Origin of the sequence: Aliidiomarina taiwanensis (genome assembly GCF_003987015.1) — a bacterium.
In the GTDB taxonomy this organism is placed as follows: domain Bacteria; phylum Pseudomonadota; class Gammaproteobacteria; order Enterobacterales; family Alteromonadaceae; genus Aliidiomarina; species Aliidiomarina taiwanensis.
Map to the genome: position 1 here is coordinate 117,144 of NZ_PIPQ01000003.1, position 20,923 is coordinate 138,066.

Consider the following 20,923-nt stretch of genomic DNA (forward strand, 5'->3'; position numbering starts at 1 on the left):
CTGAAATAACGTGTTGTAAACCATTTCTGTTACCGTAAAAAACCCGCTCCTGCAGCGGGTTTTTTCGTTTCTGGAGCGGCATAAAAATAATTATTTACTATAAAGGCGAGTCGTTCCATGTCCGAAACCATTAACCAAGCGCCCTCTACACTTGCCAAAGGCCAAGTGCTACCCCTGGTGCTTTCAACCCCATACCATGCGGACCCACTCAGTACTTTTGCTAGCTTGCGTAGCCATACGGGCGAACATGTGCTGTTAGAGTCTGCTGAAGTAGACTCTCGGGAAAACCTAAAAAGCCTCATGCTCATTGACGCCTCTTTACGCTTTGTGTGTCAAGGCAATACTGTCACCGTGACGCCGCTCACAGAGAATGGCCAGGTATTACTTCAGTGGCTGCAGCTTGTGTTACCTAGCACGATTCAGCAGCAACTAAAGCCTTCGGGCGAACTTGCCTTAACCATACCAGCGCCAGCTGCCGACCTTAGTGAAGCAGACCGTTTGCTTGCTGTCAGTAACATTGAGCCATTGCGCACTGTCCAACAACAGCTACAAGCACAACATGAACACCCTCTGGCGGTGTTTCTTGCTGGTGTATTTGCCTACGACTTATTGGCAAGCTTTGAACAGCTTCCCGACGTTGCCACGGGCGCTAACCATTGCCCCGACTACCAGTTTTATCTTGCAGAAACCTTGCTGATTATCGACCACCAGGAACAACGTACCGAGTTACTTGGCTGTCTTCCCGGTGGCGAAAACTTGGACCAGCGCCACCGCAGCCTTAGTCAGCGCATGGGCGAATTGCTTTGTCGCATGCAGTTTCCAAGTGCTACGCCCCCTTCCGCTCCAGTGTCCACAACAGAAGCAGCCCTTGTAGCCCAACCCAGTGCAGGTGACTTTCAACAGATAGTACGGAATATGCAAAAAGCCATAGCCGCTGGAGACATTTTTCAAGTGGTCCCTTCGCGGCAATTTCAACTACCCTGCTACGACGCTCTGGCCAGTTATGCCCAATTGAAAGCGCACAACCCCAGTCCCTACATGTTCTATTTACAAACGCAAACCTTTGAAGTGTTCGGTGCTTCGCCTGAGTCGGCCCTAAAATACTCCGCCGCTACCGGCCAAACCGAGCTGTACCCCATTGCCGGTACGCGCCAACGAGCGCGCCGAGCCGACGGCTCCATCAATTCAGATCACGACTCCCGCATTGAGCTTGAACTGCGGTTGGACAAAAAGGAACTTGCCGAACATTTAATGTTAGTGGACTTAGCCCGCAACGACCTGGCCCGCATTGCCATACCCGGCAGCCGTTATGTTGCCGACCTGCTCAAAGTGGACCGCTATTCTCATGTGATGCACTTAGTGTCGCGGGTTGTGGCCACACTGCGCCCCGAGTACGACGCCTTACATGCCTATCAAGCCTGTATGAACATGGGCACCTTGGTTGGCGCACCAAAAATTCGTGCCGCCGAGCTCATTCGGCAGGCAGAGCAACAGCGCCGTGGCAGCTATGGCGGAGCTGTGGGTTATCTCACAGGCACCGGCGACATGGACACCTGCATTGTTATTCGTAGTGCTTTCGTCAGCCAAGGGGTTGCCACTGTGCAAGCAGGAGCTGGCGTGGTGGCTGACTCTTGCCCACAAGCAGAACAGTTAGAAACAGAGCAAAAGGCCAGCGCTGTAGTGCAAGCCATTCGCCTTGCCAATGAAGGAGCCAATCAATGAAACCGACATTACCGCCGCACACCCAAGGCGTGGTGTTTGTGTTAGACAACCTGGACAGCTTTACCTATAACCTGGTGGACGAATTTGCGCAGTTAGGTTTTTATACCCAGGTGTTTCGTAACACCTTGCCCTTAGCAAGCTTACTTGCTCATTTAACCGAACTGGAACAAGTAGCCGCCGACCATGGGTTAGGGCCTGTTACTCTAGTGCTGTCGCCCGGCCCTGGCTACCCGGCCCAAGCGGGGCAACTCATACCGCTGATCAAAGCCTGTGTCGGCCGAGTCCCTATGGTGGGGATTTGTCTAGGTTTTCAAGCCCTGGTCGAGCACTTCGGGGGCCACATTGGCCCCTGCAGCAACCCCGCTCACGGCAAGTCGGCCGCAATTCAAACCCAAGCGCACCCGCTTTATCAGCAGCTGCCACAGCCTTTGCTTGTGGCCCGTTACCACTCCTTGCAGGCCACCCAAGTGCCTTCAGAGCTCGAGATTATTGCCCAGCTTGACACTATACCTATGGCCATTTGCCACAAGCAGCACGCTATTTTAGGGCTGCAGTTCCACCCTGAATCCATTATGACCACCACAGGCAGCCAGCTTCTTAGCAACTGCATTCAGTTTTTGGAGAACCAATATGCGTGAACTTGCCGTGTTACTAACAGGTGCGCCGTTAAACCAAAACGACACCAAGAAACTTTTTGATCACCTTATTGCTGGGCAGTTAACGCAAGCACAAATTGCTGCTTTGTTGGTGGCTATGAAAGTTCGAGGCGAAGTACCTGCCGAAATCGCCGGTGCTGCACAATCGCTCCGCGCTGCCGCAAAGCCCTTCCCCCGTCCCGACAGGTTATTAGCCGATACCTGTGGTACCGGCGGTGATGGCAGCAACACCATCAACATTTCCACAGCCGCCGCCCTTGTGGCCGCCAGTATGGGCATTGCTACCGCCAAACACGGCAACCGCAGTGTGTCTTCACGTTCGGGCTCAGCCGATGTACTGGAAGTCTTAGGCGTGCCTCTTGAAGGCTCACCAGCAGATAACCGTGAACTACTCGACCGCTTTGGTTTTTGTTTTTTATTCGCCCCTCACTTTCACCCAGGTGTGCGTTATGCCATGCCGGTCCGTCAAGAGCTGCGTACCCGCACCTTGTTCAATTTGCTTGGCCCCCTGATAAACCCCGCCCAACCCGACATTCAGTTACTGGGGGTGTATCATCCGGACTTGTGCAAGCCGGTGGCCGAAACCTTAAAACTGCTTAATTGCCCACGAGCTATGGTGGTCCACGGCAGTGGACTTGACGAACTCGCCCTGCATGGCCCCACCCAGGTCAGCGAATTACATGAAGGCGACATTCGACACTACCAGCTAACCCCTGAAGACTTTGCTTTACCCCGTGCCGACGTGAGTGATCTCGCCGGTGGAGATGCAGATGAAAACGCACGCTGTATGACCCGCGTTTTTGCCGGCCAAGGGCAAGCATCACATGCTCACGCCATTGCCATGAATGTGGCGGCTCTTACCTATATGGCTGGACACCACAGCTGTTTAAAACATGCGGCCGAAGCCGCCTTAGACCATATACAAGCGGGCCATACTCTCGCCCACTTACGTTCCATGCAGGAGACTTTTTCTTATGTCTGATGTATTACAACGCATTGTGACACAGCGCAAAGTACGTTTAGCTGAAATGCAGCAGCATTACCCAGAGCGTGACATTACCACAACTGCCGCCCAGCACACCTTGCAGCGGCGCCCTCGCAGCCTGAAAAAACACCTGCAAGCCCAGCAACCAGGGTTTATTTTAGAGTGTAAAAAAGCCTCGCCGTCGAAAGGGCTGATTCGGGACCCTTTTGATCCTGTGGCTATTGCCCGCACTTACGAGCCTTATGCAGCCGCTATTTCGGTGTTGACCGAGCCTGATTTTTTTCAAGGCAGCTTTAGCTACTTACAAGCCGTGCGCCAACAGGTTCGCGTGCCTGTGCTCTGCAAAGACTTTATCTTCAGTCGTTACCAGGTGGCTTTAGCCCGCTACTTCGACGCCGACGCTATTTTATTAATGCTGTCCATTCTCGATGACGCTCAATACCTCGCCTTACGGGATTATGCCGAACAGCTGCAATTAGAGGTGCTAACAGAGGTTGCTAACACCGCGGAAATGGAACGCGCAGTGCGCCTAAAAGCCCCTATTATTGGTATAAACCACAGAGACTTAACCGACTTAAGTGTCGACTTAACCCGGACTGAACGGCTCGCTCCTTTAGCACCAGCGGGTACGCTCATTGTGGCCGAGTCTGGTATTTACCAACACCAGCATGTGCGCGACCTCGCTCCCCATTGCCATGGTTTTTTAGTCGGCAGCTCCCTGACCGCTGAAGCGGATATTGACCAAGCATGCCGCCGACTTATTTATGGAGAGCACAAGGTGTGTGGCCTGACTCAACCCGATCAAGCCCTCGTCGCCGCCGCAAGTGGTGCCGTGTATGGGGGTTTAATTTTTGCCAAGCGTTCGCCCCGTTGTTTAACGGAAAACACAGCCAAACAGGTTATCGAAAGTGCGCCACACCTGCACTATGTGGGGGTGTTTAGTGCCAACGACACGGACACGCATGAACAAGCAATTGCTCACTATTTGCATCTGCAAGCGCAGCTTGGGTTAGCGGCCATACAGCTGCACGACTACCATCCTGACAGCCCAGATACGGCAAGGCTTTTACAGCTGTTACGGGCGCAATTACCCGCTGAATGCCAACTCTGGTTAGCACTCCAAGTCACAGGGCCGCTCACAGCACTTCCAACACTGCCAGTGGAGCGGTTCGTGCTGGACCATGGCCAAGGCGGCACGGGTAGGGCCTTTAACTGGGGCTATTTAACGACCTCTTTACTGGAACAACAGGGCCATCGCATTTTGTTAGCCGGCGGCTTAGGTCCCGACAATGTAGCACAGGCAGCAAGTTTGGGCTGTGCCGGCTTGGACTTTAACAGCTGCCTTGAAGCCGCTCCCGGGGTGAAAGACCCTCACCGAATTCATACCACGTTTCAAAATTTGCGCAACACCCTGTCTTATGTGCAGGACACAGTTTTTAAGGATATATCGTTATGAGTAAATACGACCCATACTTCGGCGAATACGGTGGCCAATACGTGGCGGAAATATTAATTCCTGCCCTCGACCAGTTGGAAAAGGCGTTTCTTGATGCCCAAAGCGATGCCGATTTCCAAGCAGAGTTTAAACAGTTACTCAATACCTACTTAGGCCGACCAACCCCGTTAACCTTGGCCCGCAATTTAACGGCTGGCAGCCCGGTGAAGCTTTATCTGAAGCGGGAAGACTTGCTTCACGGTGGAGCCCATAAAACCAACCAAGTACTGGGGCAAGCCCTGCTTGCTAAACGCATGGGGAAAACCCGTATTATTGCAGAAACAGGAGCCGGTCAACATGGTACCGCCACGGCCTTAGCCTGCGCTTTACTTGGCCTTGAATGCATTATTTATATGGGACAAAAAGACGTAGAGCGACAGCAACCCAATGTGTTTCGCATGGAGCTTATGGGCGCAACGGTTATTCCTGTCAATACGGGCAGTGGCACCTTAAAAGACGCAGTGAACGAAGCTTTACGAGACTGGACCGCAAGCTACGAAAACACCCACTATTTATTGGGTACTGCGGCGGGGCCTCACCCATTTCCAACCATTGTTCGAGAATTTCACCGCATGATAGGTGCCGAAGCCAAAGCCCAAGTGCTGGCTGCGGAAGGCCGTTTGCCCGACGAGGTAATTGCTTGTGTGGGCGGTGGTTCCAACGCCATTGGTATGTTTGCAGAGTTTATTGATGAAGCAGGCGTTGCCCTGACGGGCGTGGAGCCTGCAGGTAAAGGCATTCACAGTGGTCAACATGGGGCGACCATTGCCGCCGGAAAACCCGGAGTTCTGCACGGCTGTCGCTCGTACTTAATGCAAAACAGCGACGGTCAAATTGAAGAGTCTTATTCTGTTTCCGCTGGCCTCGACTACCCGGGCGTAGGGCCACAACACGCTTACCTTCACGACATTGGCCGCGCCCAATACGTGGGAGCCACAGACCAAGAAGCCCTCGACGCTTTTAAGCTCTTGTCTGAGAAAGAAGGGATTATCCCTGCGCTGGAATCGTCCCATGCCTTAGCCTACGCCTTAAAGCGCGTACGAGAAGCCAGCCAACCTGAAATCCTGATCGTTAATTTATCCGGTCGAGGGGACAAAGACATTGAGCACGTCCGCAGTATTTTTGCCCAGAAAGCCACCCAAGGAGCACGATAATGAGCCGCTATGAAGCCATGTTTAGCCAACTCACCGCCAAGGGCGAAGGCGCTTTTGTGCCCTTTATTACCTTAGGTGACCCCTGCCTTGCGCAAACCGAACACATCATAGATGCACTCATTGCAGGCGGTGCCGACGCTCTTGAATTGGGTTTGCCTTTTTCTGATCCTGTGGCCGACGGCCCCGTTATTCAGGAGGCAAATATTCGTTCCCTCGCCGCAGGAACACGTATTCAAGACTGTTTTGAACTATTAGCACGCGTGCGGGCCCGCCACCCTCAGGTTCCTATGGGCTTATTGGTTTATTGTAATTTGGTGCATGCCCAAGGGTTGGAGGCTTTTTATGCCCGTTGCCAACAAGCTGGGGTCGACTCAGTGTTAATTGCCGATGTGCCTTTGCGGGAATCCGCGCCCTATCGCCAGGCGGCTGAACAACAAGGCATAGCACCCGTCTTCATTTGCCCACCCGACGCAAGCAGCAACGTCCGCCAGCAAGTTGCTGAGGCCAGCCAAGGATATGTGTACTTGTTAAGTCGAGCGGGGGTCACCGGCACCGGTGATACACTGCAACTACCAGCTGGTGAGGCCATCCAAGAGCTCAAACAGTATGCTAGTGCTCCCCCATTGCTTGGTTTTGGCATTAGTCAGCCAGACCATGTACGCCATGCTATGACGAGCGGCGCTGCGGGTGCCATTAGTGGTTCTGCGGTGGTCAAAATTATTCAGGCCTATCAGCTTAACCCTGAACAGCTAGCGCAGCAGCTACACAGCTTTGCTGCGGCCATGAAAGCCGCAACCCTGTTACCTACAGACTAAACGTAAATATTGATGACGCTCGGCGGGCGGGTAATATCCACGGTGCTTTTTAAGTTATCGAAGGGGTAACGAACCGCCGCGCGGTTGAGGTCTTTATGGGTGCGCAGATAGTCTGCAACACGAGTACGCTCTTGCTCCGGCGCTTTGCGCTGGGCATTTTGGCGCTGTAGCTCCTGTTGCAGCCCTTTGCGCTCATTCAACACTTGGCTGGCCCCACGCCAGTATGGGCCTCGCACCGCGGTTTCTATCATACGGAGCTGTCTCCTTTGTCTGCCGGCACCTGCTCGGTTTCTGCGTGCACGACTTCGTCGCCGCTTAACAAAATAGCCAACCAACGCGTGCCTGGGTTTTCCTGCAGCACAATTTTCACCATCATGGTGAGGGGCACAGAAAGTAACATGCCCACAGGGCCGAGTAACCACCCCCAAAAAATTAAGCTCAAAAACACCACCAAGGTGGACAAACCCAAACGCTGTCCCATTACACGCGGCTCCACTATGTTGCCCATAATAATGTTAACGGCAGCAAACAATAAAGCGACAGCCCCAGCCATGGCCGGATTATACTGAATAAGTGCAATACCAATGGCAGGAATGGCGGCAAGAATAGAACCAATGTTCGGTACGTAGTTCAACAAAAAGGCGAGAACTCCCCATAAAACATAGTGATTCACCCCCATAAGCCACAGCACCACACCTATGGTTAACCCTGTAATCAAGCTAATGACGGTTTTTAAAGCCAAGTATTTATTGACCGCCACCAGTAAAGAAGTGAGGGACTGCAATTGGTCTTCGGCTTTATCAAAGGCCATACCCACTTTTCGAGGCATATTGGCCGCTTCAGCCAGAATAAACACCACCAAAAGAATCACCAAAAAGGAGTTCGTCATCATGCCGCCAACGCCGGAAAGCATGTTCACCATTAAGCTGACCAAGCGGCTTGAGTCTAGCTGGCTTTGCAGCACGTCTAAATTAATATCAATATTAAAGCCGGCTAAAAAAGTCACCAGCCACTGAAACTGCTCGGTCATACTGGCCCGATAACCCGGGAAACTTTCTAAAAACTCATTCACCGACTGCACAATGAGCATGCTGAGGAAAAAACCAAACACTGAAATTAAAATAAACACGGCCACAATGGCCAACGCCTTTGGCAGGCCACGTTGATGAAACCAGGTCACCACAGGCTGAGTGATAATGGCAATAAAAATCGCAAGTAGCAGCGGCACAATAATCATGCTGGCAGCTTTCACACCAGCCAAAACAATCATAATCGCAGCAGCTATCATAAAAAACCGGCTTACAGGCGCCAGCCCATCGGGTGTTCCGTTCATGTTTATTCCTAGTTTTCAATGGGTTTAGCAGTATAAAGCAAAGAATAAGAAACCAGAACACAATCTTATAACATTTTGGCCTCGTTCGCTTTCAACTTGCCAGCACCCCACAGAGTTCATAGACTTAGTATGCACCTATGTTAAGGAGTGGGTATGAACATCTTGTTTACGGGGGGCACGGGCCTCATTGGTTCGGCTTTTATCAAAGGCATTGGTCAGGACTATCACTACACTGTGCTCACGCGCCAGCCAGAGCAAGCCAAGTGTATTCTCGGGCCCAAAGTGAAAACCATTACACGCCTCGACGCACTAAAAGACCTAAACGCCTTTGACGCAGTAATCAATCTCGCTGGCGAACCCATTGCTGACAAGCGCTGGAGTGCAGCTCGTAAAGTCAAATTAGAACAAAGTCGCTGGGCTTTAACCGAGCAACTTATTCAGCTCATACAAGACTCGAACGCACCACCTCAAGTATTTATTTCCGGCTCTGCTGTGGGCTACTACGGCCGTCAAGGCCAGCAGCCGATTACCGAAGAAAGCGCCACACCGCACCCCGAATACAGCCATACTCTATGTAAGGTCTGGGAAGACACAGCGCAAGCAGCGGCGGATAAAACCCGTTTGTGCATTGTCCGTACTGGCATTGTGTTAGCGCCCAAAGGCGGCGCCTTAGCCAAAATGGCCACGCCTTTTAAGCTTGGTTTAGGCGGCCCTATTGGCTCTGGTCAGCAAATGATGTCGTGGATTCATCTTGACGACATGGTACGAGCCCTGCATTTTTTATTGCAAGAGGAAGCCTGCCAAGGGGCATTTAACGCCACCGCTCCTCACCCGGTGAGCAATCGTGAGTTCAGCCAAACTCTGGCTCGTACGCTTAACCGCCCTTGCTTTTTTAAAGTGCCCGCTTTTGTTATGCGTGGCTTGCTGGGTGAAATGGCCGACTTGGTGTTAACCGGTCAAGCCGCCATTCCAAAACGCCTGCAAGACCATGGCTTTGAGTTTGAATACCCCAACTTAGTTCCTGCCCTGCGCCATACTTTGCAGGGTTAGCTAATCAGCCGAATTAAGTCCGCCGTGCGCTGCTGCATCAGGCGGCCTATGCTCAACCAGCCTAAGCTTGCAACTAAACAAGCGCCTACTAGGGGTCCTAGCAGCCAAAAGCGTGGGTGCACACTAGCGGGCATTTGAAACACCTGGCTTTGCAGCACAAACACGCTCAGCTCCATGGCCAGGGCAGCAATAAAACCGGCCAGCGCTCCCAGCACCAAAAACTCATACCAAACCGCTTGACTCAACAACCGCTGCTTCGCCCCTAAGGTGCGTAAAATAACCAGCTCTTGCTGTCGCTCATCCAAAGACGCTTGCACCTGCGCAACGAGCACCAGAGCCCCTGCCAAAATAACCAGCACCATCACAAAGGTAATGGCTAAGGACACATGCCCAATCACAGTGCGCACTTGCTCCATGACCCCGGCTATATCAATCAGGGAGATCTGCGGGAAGCTAGTAAACAAGTTATACAGTTCAGGTTGACGCGACTCCGGCAAATAAAAGCTGCCGATATAGGTTACGGGTACCTGAGCAAAGGCCGCAGGGCTAAAAATCATGTAGAAATTCGGCTGCATGCTATTCCAGTTCACGTCTCGAATACTGCGCACCGGTACTTGAATATCGTCTGCGCCAATGCGGAAAGTCAGTATATCCCCTAATGCAATCTGCATACGCTCGGCCACACTGGATTCCACAGACACCCCTTGATAGTCCGCTTCTTCAGGCCACCAGCTGCCGGCCACTAAGGTATTCTCCGGCGGCAGCTGAGCCCGCCAGGTTAGCTGCAATTCGCGCCCGAAGCCTTGCCGCTGAGGAGCTTTTTCACCTTGCTCCGACGCTGGCACCGCGTCGGCTACAAGTTCGCCATTCACCGCCAATAGTCGCCCAGGCGTTATTGGATAAAAGTCCGTCGCCTCAATATTGTTCTCAGCAAATACCCCGTGCAAAGGCTCTATTTGCTCTCCTTTCACATTCACCACAAAGTAATTGGGCGCATTTTCAGGTAACTGTTTTTGCCAGTCGGCCAGCAGTTCGTTGCGTAATGCAAGCACCAGCAAAAACAACATAATCGCCGTGGCAAAACTGATCATTTGCAAGCTATTTTGGCGGCCACGGCGTTGCATATTCGCCATGGCTAAACGCCAGCTACTGCCCGCCTGCATACCCAAGGTGCGACTAAGTCGGATAAACAAGCGCCCCACCAATAACAACACCACAGCGGCTACTATGCCACCGGCAAACAGCGCCGCCGACAGCAGCCAATTGCCACTATAGAGCAACATCAGCAGGTACACGCTTAAGCCGCAAAACAGACCATGCAGCCAAACACCCCAGCGGCCGCCTTCAAGCTCCCGGCGCAGTACCCGCAGCGGTGGTATTTGCAGTAGCCGTATCAGCGGATACAAACTAAATAGAATGGCCGTCAGTAAGCCCGTTGCTAACGCCAGCCACCATGGTCCCCAGCTAGCCGCAGGCAAGACATAACCCAATTGCTGGCTGACAAAAAAGACCACCACCGTTTGCAACAGATAGCCCAACAACAACCCGAGACCAATGCTAAACAGACTAAGTAGGGCTAAATGCGCAATAAAAATTCCACCCACCACGCGCTTACGCCCGCCCAAGGCTTTCATAATAGCTACCGCGTCATAGTTACGCTGGGTATAGCGCTGGGCCGCCACAGCAACGGCGGTAGCGGCTAAGACCACCCCTAACAAACTCGCCAGTAACATGAAGCGATTGGCTCGCTGCATCGCAGCGGCTAAAGGCGAGTCGCCCCCTTCGACACTGCGCCAGTCTTGCGTTAATGGGTCCAGTTGGGGCAGCAACCAGTTTTCAAAGGCGCTTAATTGAGTCAAGGCCCCTGCGAATAAGCCATGGTATTGAACCCGGCTGCCCGGCTGAATTAAGTTTGTTGCGGCTAGGTCTGCTAATGGAATCAGTACCGTGGGCTGGTCATTAAACAGGTTTAAGCTCGCATCGGGCTCTTTTATTAATACCTGCGTAATGGTGAAGCGTTTATCTCCCACTTCCACTGTATCGCCCAGCGTCACATTCAACTGCCCCATTAAGCCCGAATGCACCCAAGCCTCTCCGCTTGCAGGCAAACTCTGTGTGGCCTCGCCAGGGGCAAATGCCTCCGTAGCGACCAGCAGTTGGCCCCGCAGCGGATACCCTTGCCCCACCGCCTTTACTTGCGCCAAGGCAAGCTGATCCTGGCCAAAGATCATGGAGCTAAAACTCACTCGCTCGGTATATTCAAGGCCCGCTTCTGTTGCTTGCATAAACCATTGTTCGGGCAAGGGCCGACTACTTTGTAACACGCGATCTGCCGCCATAAAGGCACTGCTTTGTGCCACCAGGCCCTGTTGTAAACGTTCACTAAACAACGACAGTGACAGCACAGCCGCCACGGCTAAGGCCACGGCCAATGCCATAATGGTCAGTTCCCCACGACGCATTTCGTGCCGAAGCAAGCGCCATGAAATCCGGAATTCACGCCTCATACTTGGCTAACTCCTGTACCCGCCCGTGGTCAATATTGACCGTACGCCCACACTGAGCCGCAAGTTGTTGGTCGTGGGTCACAATGATGAGGCTAGTGCCATAGGCTCGGTTTAAGTCAAACAGCAATTGCTCAATTTTTTTTCCTGTGGCCCTATCTAAATTCCCTGTCGGCTCATCAGCAAATAGCAACTGGGGCCGGCCAATAAAAGCCCGGGCAATGGCCACTCGCTGTTGCTCGCCACCCGACAATTGGTTCGGATAATGGTGGATGCGATCAGCTAAACCCACTTGGGTTAATAGCTCTTTGGCTTGCGCTTCCGCTGCCTCAGCACCCGCAAGCTCCGCAGGGAGCATGACATTTTCAAGGGCCGTTAAACTATGCACCAACAAAAAAGACTGAAACACAAAACCCACCTGCTCACCCCGGAGGACAGCACGCTGTTCTTCCGACAAGTGCGACAGGTTCACTCCGTCTATGCTGACATGCCCCCTATTGGGCAAGTCCAGCCCTGCCAACAAGGCCAACAACGTAGACTTCCCCGAGCCAGACGCTCCCACAATCGCGAGCGTTTCGCCCGCATCAATGGTAAGGTTAATATCGTCTAATATAGTTAAACGCCCTTCTGGGGTATCCACGTAACGATGAATCGAGTGAGCTTGAATAACTGCCATATGAAAAAAAATTCCTTTCAGTTTGTACTTTTTATTGCCTTACTTTGCTTTATACGGCCTGCGGCTGCAAATGTATCACTGCTGATTCTCGGTGACAGTTTAAGTGCAGGGTACGGTATAGCCGCTGCCGACAGCTGGCCGCAAGAAGTACAGCGGCGTTGGCAGCAAAACCACCCCAACTTACAACTTATCAATGCCAGTATAAGCGGTGAAACCACAGCAGGGGCTCTTCGCCGTTTACCTCAACTGATTGAACGACACCAACCGGACTGGGTGTTTATCGAGCTGGGCGGTAACGACGGGTTACGCGGCTTTAGCCTTCGCACCATGCAAGCCAACTTAAGCCAGATGATTCAGCTCCTCGAAAGCGCGAACATTAAGGTAGCACTGAGCGAAATCCACATCCCACCGAGTATGGGCCCGCGCTATACCCGCATGTTCCGACAAAGCTTTCCGCAGTTAGCGGAACAACACCCAAACGTGGTGCTCATTCCTTTCTTTATGCGCGACATTGCCCTTCAGCCAGACTATATGCAGGCTGACGGCATTCATCCCAATACAGCAGCGCAAGTGCCCATAGCAGATATCCTAGAGCCGCAACTACGTCAGCTATTGCTACAAGAGGTGAATTAATGGCTTGGTACTATTTAAGTTTAGGCAGTAATGTGGAACCAGAGCGGCACTTGGGGCAAACCCTGCGTACCCTCAGTCAAGAGTTTGGCCCCTTACTGGTATTGCCCGTCGTACAAACCGAGCCCTGCAACATGGACAGCCCCCATGCATTTTTAAATACCTTGGTTATTCTGCAAAGTGGTCTCGACTGGCAACCCTTAAAACAATACTTTAATCGCCTAGAAGAAAAAGCCGGGCGCGACAGAAGCGACCCAGAGCGAGCCCACAAAGACAGGCCCTTAGATATCGACATTATGGCCCATTCCACTCAGCTCAGTTTGGCGCCGTTCCACGCCAGCACCGAGCCCTACTGTTTAGCGAGCGTGCAGGCTTTACAAGAAAACACTTCTAAAGCCCCTTGTGTGGGCTTACGTGTGGGCTCGAAAACCTTATCCGGCCACAGCGCGGCCACCGTCCACACGCACTACAGCAGCGGTCATGTATTCATTGTTGAGGATACTATAAATACCCTGCTCCAACGCTTCGAAGCCGCCTTCAGTAGCTAACAGGGTTTCTGACAGCACCTGCTTTTTTTCTGCTTGGGTATGACTCGGCAGGAACTTAACTGGCCCTGGCTGAATGGCGTTCACGCGCACCCTTGGCGCCAGTAATTTAGCGAAACTCACCATCAGGTTCTCAGCGCCCGCTTTGGTAGAGCAATACAAGGCAAACGCCGGGTTTGGGTTATTCACATAAATATCCGTGATATGAATAATATTTCCCGTGGGTCGTTGGCTTTGCGCAAGGGCTGGTGCTAATAGTTGGTTCAGTCGGGCCGGTGCCTTCATATGAATGCGGTACAGGTCATCATAAAAGGCCATTTGTTCCGTCGCACAGGCAGCATAGGCGGTGTCTTTTTCGAAAATAGAAGCGTTATGCAAAAGAAAGTCGAGCCCACCATAACGGTTTAACAGCATATGGCCGAGCCCTTCCACGGCTTGCTCACACAGCAAGTCACAACAAACAATGTCTAAATGCTCTGAATCGAGCGAGGTCAAGCTTTCGCCCTCTGTTGTAGGGTTTGGCTCAATGCTGCGGGTTACGGCCACCACGTGCCACCCCTGGCTTAATAACGACTGTGTCATGAACAAACCTAAGCGACGTCCGGCGCCTGTCACCACGGCCACTGGACGGCCCTGTTCATGTACGTGTGTTTGCTCCGCCATGCTTTCCTCTTTATCAATGAACCACTCACTTGAGTGTACCTGAGAAAACATGAGGGAATAAAGGAAATGCGAAAATCCTGCACGAGGCAGTCTTATTTTGAACGAAAAGGAGTGATTTAGTTTGAGGTGTCGTCAGCAGAAGTGGCGTCCCCTAGGGGGTTCGAACCCCTGTTACCGCCGTGAAAGGGCGGTGTCCTAGGCCACTAGACGAAGGGGACGCAGTACTTGCTGAAACCTTCTGTAAGTGTGTGTTAGTAAGATGGCGTCCCCTAGGGGATTCGAACCCCTGTTACCGCCGTGAAAGGGCGGTGTCCTAACCACTAGACGAAGGGGACGCGGTACTTACTTAACTTACATTGTGCTTTATGTGAAATGGCGTCCCCTAGGGGATTCGAACCCCTGTTACCGCCGTGAAAGGGCGGTGTCCTAACCACTAGACGAAGGGGACGCAACATATTCACATTGTCAAACCGAAACGTTATTGGTGGAGCTAAGCGGGATCGAACCGCTGACCTCTTGCATGCCATGCAAGCGCTCTCCCAGCTGAGCTATAGCCCCAAAACGTGTCGTTTTGTTTGTCAGGCAAACTGCCCTGACAGCGAGGCGCATTCTAGAAACAGCAGCCCTCGCTGTCAACTCTTTTTTATGAATAAATGTTTGTTTGGCTATTTTTATAGCGAACCGTGTATTTATTCGTCATTTTTAGCAGTTTACTCACCATACTGATAAATAGGATCCACATCTTCAAGACTGCGAATAGTCACATCTAAATCACGTGCAATCCCGTTTTTCAAACTATACACCCAGCCATGAATGGCTAACTGCTGTCCTTTTGCCCAGGCGCCTTGAATAATTTGATTTTGCGATAAGTTATGTACCTGCTCAATCACATTCAATTCGCACATACGGTCGAGCTGCTGAGGCGCTGGTAATTCATCCAGTGCTTGCTTGTGCGTGCGATAAATATCTTTAATTGGGTGCAACCAGTGGTCAACTAAACCGTGACGTTTAGACTCCATGGCAGCCGCAACGCCACCACAACCGTAGTGACCGACAATCAAAATATGTTTCACTTTCAGTTGCGTGACCGCATATTCCACCACAGCAAGACAGTTAAAGTCTGTTTGTATAACCTGATTGGCTACATTACGGTGAACAAAAAGCTCACCTGGGTCCATGCCGACTATTTCATTTGCTGGTACGCGGCTATCCGCGCACCCTATCCATAAGTATTCAGGGTTTTGCTGCTTCGCTAAGCGTTCAAAAAACGTGGGGTCTTCGTCTTTGATGCTTTTTGCCCATTGCACATTATTGGCGAGCAAATCCTTAATCAATGGCATTAGCTTTGGTCCTCTCTTGCTTGTATGAAGTCAAGTGCAAGTCCAATCCGTGCAACAACAGTCTCTTGAGGGATTAAGGCTAAGGTGGCGTCGAGCGCTGGCGAGTTGCCACCACCTGTCACTGCAACCCGCAGTGGCATACCGACCTTCCCCATACCCACAGCCAGTGCTTCACAGGTGGCTTGTATGGCTTGTTGAATCGATTCGGCCGACCAGTCACTGATAGTTGCTAAGCGCTGCTGAATGTCGAGCAGTACTTCTTTGGCCACAGGGCGTAAGTGCTTTTTCGCTGCTGCTGCATCAAATTCAGTCACTGGCGTATAGAAGTAACGGCTGATCTCCGCCATTTCTTTCAGGGTTTTTACCCGCTCTGCCTGTAGTTTAACAACATCGACCAGTGCAGGTCCGTCCTCCGTCGCCACACCTAATTGCTCAAAATGCCATCCTAACTCTGCTGCAACCTGTTCACCTGGAAGGGTTTTCATGTAGTGCTGGTTTAGCCAGTTCAATTTTTCTGTATTAAAGGCAGACGCTGCTTTATTAATGTCGCTCAGCTTAAACAGCTGAATCATTTCTTCACGACTAAATACTTCTTGGTCACCATGAGACCAGCCTAAGCGTACTAGGTAGTTCAACACGGCTTCTGGCAAGTAACCATTGTCGCGGTACTCTGTCACACTCACAGCACCATGACGCTTCGACAGTTTCTTCCCATCATCGCCTAAAATCATGGCCACGTGTGCGTATTCAGGTAAAGGCGCGTTGAGTGCACGCAAAATATTTATCTGGCGGGGCGTGTTATTAATATGGTCTTCACCACGCACCACATGGGTAATGCCCATATCCCAGTCATCAATCACCACACAAAAGTTATATGTAGGCGTGCCGTCGGTCCGCGCAATAATCAGGTCGTCTAATTCACTATTCGCAATTTCAATGCGGCCGCGCACATGGTCGTCGAATACCACAGTCCCTTCTTGCGGGTTACGGAAACGAATAACAAAAGGTTGCCCTTCTTTTTCTTCTCGCTGCTCTGGTGTTAGGTCACGGCATGTGCCGTCGTAACGGGCTTTTTCGCCCGCCGCCATTTGTGCTTCACGCATTGCGTCTAAACGCTCAGCCGAGCAGTAACATTTATAAGCTTTGTTTTCTTCCAGCAACTGGTTAATAAAAACGCCGTAGCGATCAAAACGCTGGGTTTGGTAGACAGGCTCTTCATCCCAGTCTAGGCCGAGCCACTTCATACCGGCAAAAATAGCATCGATGGCCGCTTGGGTTGAACGCTCTCGGTCCGTGTCTTCAATACGTAGCACAAACTTACCACCCGCAGCGCGGGCGACCAGCCATGCATACAGCGCAGTACGGGCGCCACCAACGTGTAAATAACCAGTAGGACTAGGAGCAAAACGAGAAACTACAGACATGGGATATATTCCTGCTAAACAATTAAGTGTCTATGAAAGAAAAAGTTAGCCGGGATTATAGCAGAAAAAAAAAGGGGTCAGCGCAACTAATTTTGCTCTGACCCCTTCTTTATTTGGTGGATGGTACTGGGCTTGAACCAGTGACCCCCGCCTTGTAAGGGCGGTGCTCTACCAACTGAGCTAACCATCCGAAATGTGTACCACCATGTAAAATTGGTGGATGGTACTGGGCTTGAACCAGTGACCCCCGCCTTGTAAGGGCGGTGCTCTACCAACTGAGCTAACCATCCATCCTGTGTTATCCATTCCCTGAACAACGAGCGCTATTATAGGGGCGTTATAGAAACTGTCAACTGTTCATCTGCTCTTTTTCGCATGTTTTGGTTCGTTTGCTGAAAAAAAGAACATTGCGGCGACAATCTAGTCAGTTTCTACGTGCCGTAGGTTTTAAGGGCCTCTCGCAGCTCGTGAATTTCGTCGCGCATGGCCGCAGCCTTTTCAAACTCCAGGTCTTTTGCTGCTTTATACATAGCCGCTTCTTGCTCTGCAATTTTCGCCAACAATTCCTTTTCCGTTTTAAAGGTGCGCATGGTCACCAACTTACGGGCTTCTTGCTCCCGCTCACGGCGGCGACGACGGTTCGGGTCACCGCCCATGTCCATCACATCTGTCACCCGCTTATTCAAGCCCTTCGGGGTAATGCCATGCTCTTCGTTATGCGCAATTTGTTTTTCCCGGCGGCGATTGGTTTCATCAATGGCCTTTTGCATCGAACGGGTTATTCGGTCGCCATATAAAATAGCCTTACCATTTAGATTTCGAGCAGCACGGCCTATGGTTTGAATCAGTGAGTTTTCGGAGCGCAAAAAGCCTTCTTTGTCCGCATCAAAAATGGCCACCAAAGAAACCTCAGGCATGTCCAAACCTTCTCGCAAAAGGTTAATACCTATCAACACATCAAACTCACCTAAACGCAGGTCACGAATAATCTCCATCCGTTCAACTGTGTCTATGTCCGAATGCAAATAACGAACTTTAATGCCGTGCTCATCTAAATAGTCGGCTAAGTCTTCTGCCATGCGTTTGGTTAAGGTGGTAATTAATACCCGCTCATTCTGCTCCGCACGCAACCGTATTTCCGACATCACGTCATCGACTTGGGTTGCCACAGGGCGAATTTCTATTTCCGGGTCAATCAAGCCCGTTGGCCGCACCACTTGTTCTATTATTTCGTCACCGCAACGTTCTAATTCATACTTACCAGGCGTGGCCGACACATAAATTGTTTGCGGTGAAATGGCTTCAAACTCTTCAAACTTTAAGGGCCTGTTGTCAAGCGCCGAAGGCAAGCGGAACCCATAGTTCACCAGGTTTTCTTTGCGGGAACGGTCCCCTTTATACATGGCCCCCACCTGCGACACAGTCACATGGGACTCGTCAATAATGAGCAAAGCGTCATCCGGCAGGTAATCCATTAAAGTCGGAGGTGGCTCGCCCGGTGCTCGGCCCGACAAGTAGCGCGAGTAGTTTTCAATTCCCGAGCAATACCCTAGCTCCAACATCATTTCTATATCAAATTGGGTGCGCTCGCGAATCCGCTGTTCTTCAATCAGCTTATTACCACTCATAAACTGTTCCCGGCGCTCTTTTAGCTCGGCCTTTATATGCTCAACCGCGTCCACAATTTTTTCTCGTGGGGTGACATAGTGAGTTTTCGGATACACGGTATAACGGGCAATATCGCGCTGAACAATTTGCCCCGTTAAGGGTTCGAAAATAGAAATACATTCTATTTCATCGTCGAATAACTCCACCCGTACCGCTAAGTCTTCCGACTCAGCCGGGAAGATATCTATAATTTCACCTCGCACACGATACGTACCGCGAGCAAAGGCCTCGTCATTTCGTTTGTACTGTAAGGTCGCTAAATTCCGCAGCATATCGCGCTGATCGATAATGGCACCGCGACGTAAATGCAGCATCATTTTCATATATGAATCTGGGTCACCTAAACCATATATCGCTGAAACCGACGCAATCAGTACAACATCTCGGCGTTCCATTAAGGCTTTGGTAGCCGAAAGACGCATTTGCTCAATATGCTCGTTTATCGCTGCATCTTTTTCTATAAAGGTGTCTGTGGTGGCCACATAGGCTTCGGGCTGGTAATAGTCGTAATAGGAAACAAAGTATTCCACCGCATTGTTCGGAAAGAACTCCTTCATTTCACCATACAGCTGCGCAGCTAAGGTTTTATTGTGGGCAAGTATTAAGGTGGGTCGCCCTGTTTGGGCTATCACGTTGGCCATGGTAAAGGTTTTTCCTGAACCTGTTACCCCAAGCAAAATTTGACTGGCGAGTCCCGCATCAATGTTGTCAACTAGCGCCTCAATCGCCGCTGGCTGATCACCCGCTGGCTGATATTCAGACACTAGTTCAAAAGGACGAGCCTTCTCGTTTACCAGCTGCTCAACCCGTTGTTTGTCACTCACTGCTATCCACCTGTTGTTTTAATTCATTTTGCTGTTGCGCTTGCCCCTGGGTGACACGCATAAACCAGCGGTAGGCCACCACAGCTGTGAACACATTGGCGACCACACCACCAATAAATAACCCCATCAAGCCGGCAACCGCATTCCCCACGATCGACAAAGGAATAAAGGTAACAAATAACCGTACCACACTTAACGAAAGCGCCTGCATCGGTTTATGCAAGGCATTTAGTGAAGAGTTGGTTAAAATAATCCAACCTTGCAGCCCGTAACCTAGTGGCATGATCCAAATAAATAAAGCCAGCACCTCGGCCACGGCCGCGTCCCGTGCAAAAGCCGCCTGAATCCCGCCGCTCAGTAGCACCAATAAGGCATACACCAGCAACTGAAACCCTAAGCAAAACATTAACGCCGTGCGGTACGCAGTGCGCACTCGTAACATATTGCCTGCACCAAAGTTTTGCGAAATAAAAGGCGGCAGGCTCATCGACAGTGCCAATATAATCACCGAAGCCAACGACTCCAAGCGCACTCCCACACCAAAAGCGGCCACCGCAGGTGCTCCATGGGTTGCTACAATGGCCGTTAATACAGCCATAGCAAAGGGAGTTAACATATTCGCTCCTGCGGCCGGTAGACCTATCGCCAGCAAACGTTTACAAGAGCGAACAAATAAAGGCAAAGCGGGTGGCCGACCATCAATCACTTTGCGTCGCCACACCAACCAATAAATAATAAGTACGAAGCCCAGTGCCCAGGAGATCACACTGGCATAAGCGGCGCCTTTTAACCCCAGTGCTGGGAATGGGCCTAAGCCAAAAATAAGCAGCGGGTCTAAAATAGCATTCGACAAGCCCCCTAGCCCCATAATCAAGGACGGTGTTTTCGTGTCTCCCGACGCTCTTAACACACTATTCCCTACCATAGGCACTACCAGCAAAATAGCACCTGCGTACCAAATGTACATATAGTCTTTAATATGCCCCATCAGCTCAGCTGTAGCTCCAAGGGTTTGGAAAATTGGTTCGGTAAGCAAAAACAAAAGAAACGCCAGGCAACCCACTAACAAAGCCGACAAATAAATAGCACTACTACCCGCTTGCCGGGCCCCTTCTGTATCATCACTTCCGAGTTTACGGGCCACCACTGCCGAGGTGCCTATGCCTAAACCTATGGTTAGGCTAATAACAGTAAAGCTCACAGGGAAGGTAAAGCCCACTGCCGCAAGCTCTTCGGTGCCTAAAAAGCTAATAAAAAGCGTGTCTATAAAATTAAAGCTAATAAGGGTGGCGACACCAAACACCACAGGCCATGTCATGGACCAAAGTGTGGGGCCAACGGGCCCTGTCAGCAACGTGCGAGGCGCTGGGGCTGGAGGCATGCGAACTCCTTGAATAAATCGCGCAAAATCGAGCCTGTCATGGTACTGAAAATGCCTG

Annotated in this window: 18 protein-coding genes and 6 tRNA genes; 9 read left to right on the forward strand and 15 right to left on the reverse strand. The window is 51.3% G+C overall.

Going from position 1 to position 20,923, the window contains the following annotated elements:
* Nucleotides 1–117 precede the first annotated feature (117 nt).
* Genes CWE15_RS07205 through trpA form a run of 6 tightly spaced genes read left to right on the forward strand, consistent with a single transcriptional unit; the run spans nt 118 to nt 6,827 of the window.
* Nucleotides 118–1,722, forward strand: a complete 1,605-nt coding sequence (locus tag CWE15_RS07205; RefSeq protein ID WP_126757412.1) for an anthranilate synthase component 1 — start codon at nt 118–120, stop codon at nt 1,720–1,722.
* Entirely contained in the window at nt 1,719–2,360 is a 642-nt protein-coding gene (locus CWE15_RS07210) for an anthranilate synthase component II (RefSeq protein ID WP_126757413.1), read from the forward strand. The genes CWE15_RS07205 and CWE15_RS07210 overlap by 4 nt, the downstream gene beginning before the upstream one ends.
* Complete coding sequence (gene trpD / locus CWE15_RS07215; protein ID WP_126757414.1) at nt 2,353–3,360, forward strand: anthranilate phosphoribosyltransferase; 1,008 nt, start codon at nt 2,353–2,355, stop codon at nt 3,358–3,360. The genes CWE15_RS07210 and trpD overlap by 8 nt, the downstream gene beginning before the upstream one ends.
* Nucleotides 3,353–4,819, forward strand: coding sequence for a bifunctional indole-3-glycerol-phosphate synthase TrpC/phosphoribosylanthranilate isomerase TrpF (gene trpCF, locus CWE15_RS07220; protein WP_126757415.1), 1,467 nt, complete (start codon nt 3,353–3,355; stop codon nt 4,817–4,819). The genes trpD and trpCF overlap by 8 nt, the downstream gene beginning before the upstream one ends.
* Nucleotides 4,816–6,012, forward strand: coding sequence for a tryptophan synthase subunit beta (gene trpB, locus CWE15_RS07225; protein WP_126757416.1), 1,197 nt, complete (start codon nt 4,816–4,818; stop codon nt 6,010–6,012). Before trpCF ends, trpB begins: the two co-directional genes overlap by 4 nt.
* Nucleotides 6,012–6,827, forward strand: coding sequence for a tryptophan synthase subunit alpha (gene trpA, locus CWE15_RS07230; RefSeq protein ID WP_126757417.1), 816 nt, complete (start codon nt 6,012–6,014; stop codon nt 6,825–6,827). Before trpB ends, trpA begins: the two co-directional genes overlap by 1 nt.
* Here the strand turns inward: trpA and CWE15_RS07235 are convergent.
* Both CWE15_RS07235 and CWE15_RS07240 read right to left on the reverse strand, forming a co-directional pair.
* On the reverse strand, nt 6,824–7,078 hold the full coding sequence (locus CWE15_RS07235) for a hypothetical protein (RefSeq protein ID WP_126757418.1): 255 nt from the start codon (nt 7,076–7,078) through the stop codon (nt 6,824–6,826). The two genes, trpA and CWE15_RS07235, sit on opposite strands and share 4 nt — an antisense overlap.
* Nucleotides 7,075–8,160, reverse strand: a complete 1,086-nt coding sequence (locus CWE15_RS07240) for an AI-2E family transporter (protein WP_126757419.1) — start codon at nt 8,158–8,160, stop codon at nt 7,075–7,077. The genes CWE15_RS07235 and CWE15_RS07240 overlap by 4 nt, the downstream gene beginning before the upstream one ends.
* A 153-nt stretch (nt 8,161–8,313) precedes the next feature.
* Here CWE15_RS07240 and CWE15_RS07245 point away from each other — a divergent pair, with 153 nt between their 5' ends.
* The gene (locus tag CWE15_RS07245) at nt 8,314–9,210 is read left to right on the forward strand and encodes a TIGR01777 family oxidoreductase (protein WP_126757420.1); all 897 of its coding nucleotides are present in this window, start codon (nt 8,314–8,316) and stop codon (nt 9,208–9,210) included.
* On the opposite strand, the gene CWE15_RS07250 is transcribed toward CWE15_RS07245, so the two are convergent.
* Complete coding sequence (locus CWE15_RS07250) at nt 9,207–11,717, reverse strand: ABC transporter permease (protein ID WP_126757421.1); 2,511 nt, start codon at nt 11,715–11,717, stop codon at nt 9,207–9,209. The two genes, CWE15_RS07245 and CWE15_RS07250, sit on opposite strands and share 4 nt — an antisense overlap.
* Complete coding sequence (locus CWE15_RS07255) at nt 11,707–12,390, reverse strand: ABC transporter ATP-binding protein (RefSeq protein WP_126757422.1); 684 nt, start codon at nt 12,388–12,390, stop codon at nt 11,707–11,709. The genes CWE15_RS07250 and CWE15_RS07255 overlap by 11 nt, the downstream gene beginning before the upstream one ends.
* Here CWE15_RS07255 and CWE15_RS07260 point away from each other — a divergent pair, their 5' ends adjacent.
* Both CWE15_RS07260 and CWE15_RS07265 read left to right on the forward strand, forming a co-directional pair.
* The gene (locus CWE15_RS07260) at nt 12,391–13,023 is read left to right on the forward strand and encodes an arylesterase (protein ID WP_126757423.1); all 633 of its coding nucleotides are present in this window, start codon (nt 12,391–12,393) and stop codon (nt 13,021–13,023) included.
* On the forward strand, nt 13,023–13,568 hold the full coding sequence (locus tag CWE15_RS07265; RefSeq protein ID WP_126757424.1) for a 2-amino-4-hydroxy-6-hydroxymethyldihydropteridine diphosphokinase: 546 nt from the start codon (nt 13,023–13,025) through the stop codon (nt 13,566–13,568). Before CWE15_RS07260 ends, CWE15_RS07265 begins: the two co-directional genes overlap by 1 nt.
* Here the strand turns inward: CWE15_RS07265 and CWE15_RS07270 are convergent.
* The 11 genes from CWE15_RS07270 to CWE15_RS07320 all read right to left on the reverse strand — a co-directional run bounded on the left by CWE15_RS07270 (nt 13,452) and on the right by CWE15_RS07320 (nt 20,865).
* Complete coding sequence (locus tag CWE15_RS07270; RefSeq protein ID WP_157980731.1) at nt 13,452–14,228, reverse strand: SDR family NAD(P)-dependent oxidoreductase; 777 nt, start codon at nt 14,226–14,228, stop codon at nt 13,452–13,454. The genes CWE15_RS07265 and CWE15_RS07270 overlap by 117 nt on opposite strands.
* 142 nt (nt 14,229–14,370) lie before the next feature.
* Nucleotides 14,371–14,446 (reverse strand) — tRNA-Glu (locus CWE15_RS07275).
* Nucleotides 14,447–14,488: 42 nt separating this feature from the next.
* Nucleotides 14,489–14,563, reverse strand: a tRNA-Glu gene (locus CWE15_RS07280).
* Nucleotides 14,564–14,601: 38 nt separating this feature from the next.
* Nucleotides 14,602–14,676, reverse strand: a tRNA-Glu gene (locus tag CWE15_RS07285).
* Nucleotides 14,677–14,710: 34 nt separating this feature from the next.
* Nucleotides 14,711–14,786 (reverse strand) — tRNA-Ala (locus CWE15_RS07290).
* A gap of 152 nt (nt 14,787–14,938) precedes the next feature.
* The gene (gene can / locus CWE15_RS07295) at nt 14,939–15,568 is read right to left on the reverse strand and encodes a carbonate dehydratase (RefSeq protein WP_126757426.1); all 630 of its coding nucleotides are present in this window, start codon (nt 15,566–15,568) and stop codon (nt 14,939–14,941) included.
* A complete protein-coding gene (gltX, locus tag CWE15_RS07300) occupies nt 15,568–16,992 on the reverse strand; it encodes a glutamate--tRNA ligase (RefSeq protein WP_126757427.1) in 1,425 nt (474 codons plus the stop codon). The genes can and gltX overlap by 1 nt, the downstream gene beginning before the upstream one ends.
* 114 nt (nt 16,993–17,106) lie before the next feature.
* A tRNA-Val gene (locus CWE15_RS07305) sits at nt 17,107–17,182 on the reverse strand.
* A 24-nt stretch (nt 17,183–17,206) separates the two neighbouring features.
* Nucleotides 17,207–17,282 (reverse strand) — tRNA-Val (locus CWE15_RS07310).
* Nucleotides 17,283–17,423: 141 nt separating this feature from the next.
* On the reverse strand, nt 17,424–19,484 hold the full coding sequence (gene uvrB / locus CWE15_RS07315) for an excinuclease ABC subunit UvrB (protein ID WP_420807752.1): 2,061 nt from the start codon (nt 19,482–19,484) through the stop codon (nt 17,424–17,426).
* On the reverse strand, nt 19,477–20,865 hold the full coding sequence (locus CWE15_RS07320) for an MATE family efflux transporter (protein WP_126757428.1): 1,389 nt from the start codon (nt 20,863–20,865) through the stop codon (nt 19,477–19,479). Before CWE15_RS07320 ends, uvrB begins: the two co-directional genes overlap by 8 nt.
* Between the last annotated feature and the right edge of the window lie 58 nt (nt 20,866–20,923).